Origin of the sequence: Mesorhizobium sp. M7A.F.Ca.CA.002.05.1.1, assembly GCF_003998335.1 — a bacterium.
GTDB lineage: Bacteria > Pseudomonadota > Alphaproteobacteria > Rhizobiales > Rhizobiaceae > Mesorhizobium.
The window spans coordinates 1-1,764 of the sequence record NZ_RZQI01001091.1 but is presented as its reverse complement, the minus strand read 5'-3'; the positions used below and the strand labels follow the sequence as shown (position 1 = coordinate 1,764).

Annotated in this window: 3 protein-coding genes and 1 pseudogene; 3 read left to right on the top strand and 1 reads right to left on the bottom strand. The window is 64.4% G+C overall.

What is annotated here, in order from left to right; translation table 11 throughout:
* The 3 genes from EN939_RS32815 to EN939_RS32805 form a co-directional block, all read left to right on the top strand.
* On the top strand, positions 1 to 528 hold a 528-nt coding region (locus EN939_RS32815; protein ID WP_164751449.1), incomplete at its 5' end, for a helix-turn-helix transcriptional regulator.
* Positions 529 to 599: 71 nt separating this feature from the next.
* On the top strand, positions 600 to 995 hold the full coding sequence (locus EN939_RS32810) for a VOC family protein (RefSeq protein ID WP_127271653.1): 396 nt from the start codon (positions 600 to 602) through the stop codon (positions 993 to 995).
* A complete protein-coding gene (locus tag EN939_RS32805) occupies positions 992 to 1,429 on the top strand; it encodes an EVE domain-containing protein (protein WP_127271652.1) in 438 nt (145 codons plus the stop codon). Before EN939_RS32810 ends, EN939_RS32805 begins: the two co-directional genes overlap by 4 nt.
* Here the strand turns inward: EN939_RS32805 and EN939_RS32800 are convergent.
* Positions 1,426 to 1,764, bottom strand: a pseudogene (locus EN939_RS32800) (ornithine cyclodeaminase family protein); the annotation flags it as partial. The gene EN939_RS32805 and the pseudogene EN939_RS32800 overlap by 4 nt on opposite strands.

The window sequence follows — 1,764 nt, the reverse complement described above, 5'->3', positions numbered from 1 at the left end:
GGTGTCGGTTATGTGCTCAAGCCCGGCTTCATGCTGCCGCCGCTGATGTTCAGCGACGAGGAGATCGAAGCCATCGTGCTCGGCTCGCGCTGGGTCGCCAAGCAGCCGGACCAGCGTCTCTCGGCCGCCGCTGCCAACGCGTTGGCCAAGATCGCCGCCGTCCTGCCGGACGATCTGCGCGAGGATCTCGACGCGAGCACACTGCTGGTCGGCCCTCCCGCCGCAGTCATCGAAAGCATCGATCTTGGTCTGGTGCGGCAGGCCATCCGCAACGAGCGCAAGCTTGGCTTTCTCTACCGCGACGCCGGCGGCGCTGCGTCCGAGCGTGTCGTGTGGCCATTTGCGCTGGGCTTCTTCGACAAGGTGCGGGTGGTGGTGGCGTGGTGCGAGATGCGGCACGATTTCCGGCATTTTCGCGCCGATCGCATCGCCGAGCTCCAAGCGACAAACACGCGCTATCCGCGCCGTCGCCAGGCGCTGCTCAAGGAGTGGCGGACGACGCTCGACAAGCCTCGTGGTTCGAGATGACTGCTGCCATGATCTGACAGTAGCTCATCTTATGGTCGCCAAGTCGAAGCACCGAACCTTGGAGAGCAGATATGGCCACCCCGAATTTCATCATCCTCTATGTCGACCAGCCGCTTGAGAGCGGCGCCTTCTACAGCGCGCTGCTCGGCCGTGAGCCGGTCGAAAGTTCGCCGACCTTCGTGCTGTTCGTGCTCGATGCCGGCTTCAAGTTCGGCCTGTGGTCGCGCCATACGGTGGAGCCGGCAGCCGCCATGTCAGGCGGTGGCGCCGAAATCGTCTTTGCGCTGGATACGCCCGATGCGGTCGATGCCGCCCATGCCGACTGGTCCGGGCGCGGGCTGAATATCCTGCAGACGCCAACCGACATGGATTTCGGCCGTACTTTTGTCGCGCTCGATCCCGACAATCATCGCCTGCGCGTCTATTGGCTGTCCGATGGCGAACAGGCCAATGGTAACCAGAGATGAGCGCGTACTGGATCGCCGTGGCGTCGGCCGAACATGTCCGGCGGGGTCGCGCAGCCGGCTTCATGCAGGTCAACCACGGCAAGGCGGCACCGCTGCGTCGCGTCAAGCCAGGCGATGGCATCGTCTACTACTCGCCGAACACTGTTTTGGGCGAGAAAGATGGCCTGCGGGCCTTCACCGCGATCGGCATCGTGCGGGAAGGCGAGCCCTATCAGGGCGATATGGGCGCCGGCTTCACACCCTTCCGCCGCGATGTGGCGTGGGCCAAGGCCGAGGAAGCGCCGATCAAGCCGCTGCTCGACAGGCTGGACTTCACCATGGCCAAGTCGAACTGGGGTTATCAGCTTCGCTTTGGCCTTTTCGAAATCGGGGATCACGATTTTCGTGTGATCGCCGACGCGATGAGCGCCAAAATGGCTGTACCGGCGAACTAGGCCGTGAGCGCCTTGTAGACGGCAATGCCGGCGGCAAGATCCTCGAGCGCCGCGCCGACCGACTTGAACAGCGTGATCTCACCGGCGCTCTCGCGACCCTTCTTCTGGCCGCGCGCCAATTCGTGCAGATCGGCGACGATGGTTTCCGGCTTCAGCACGCCGGAGGCCAGCGGCTGGACGATGTCGCCGGCTTCCTTGGTGGCGCCGGCGCGGGTGTCGACATAGACGCGGGCGAGCCTGATCGCGTCGTCGTCGCTCTCGCGCATCGTCGGCGTAAAGCCTCCGACCAGGTCGACATGGGTTCCCGGCTGCAACAGCGCACCCTTGATCAGCGG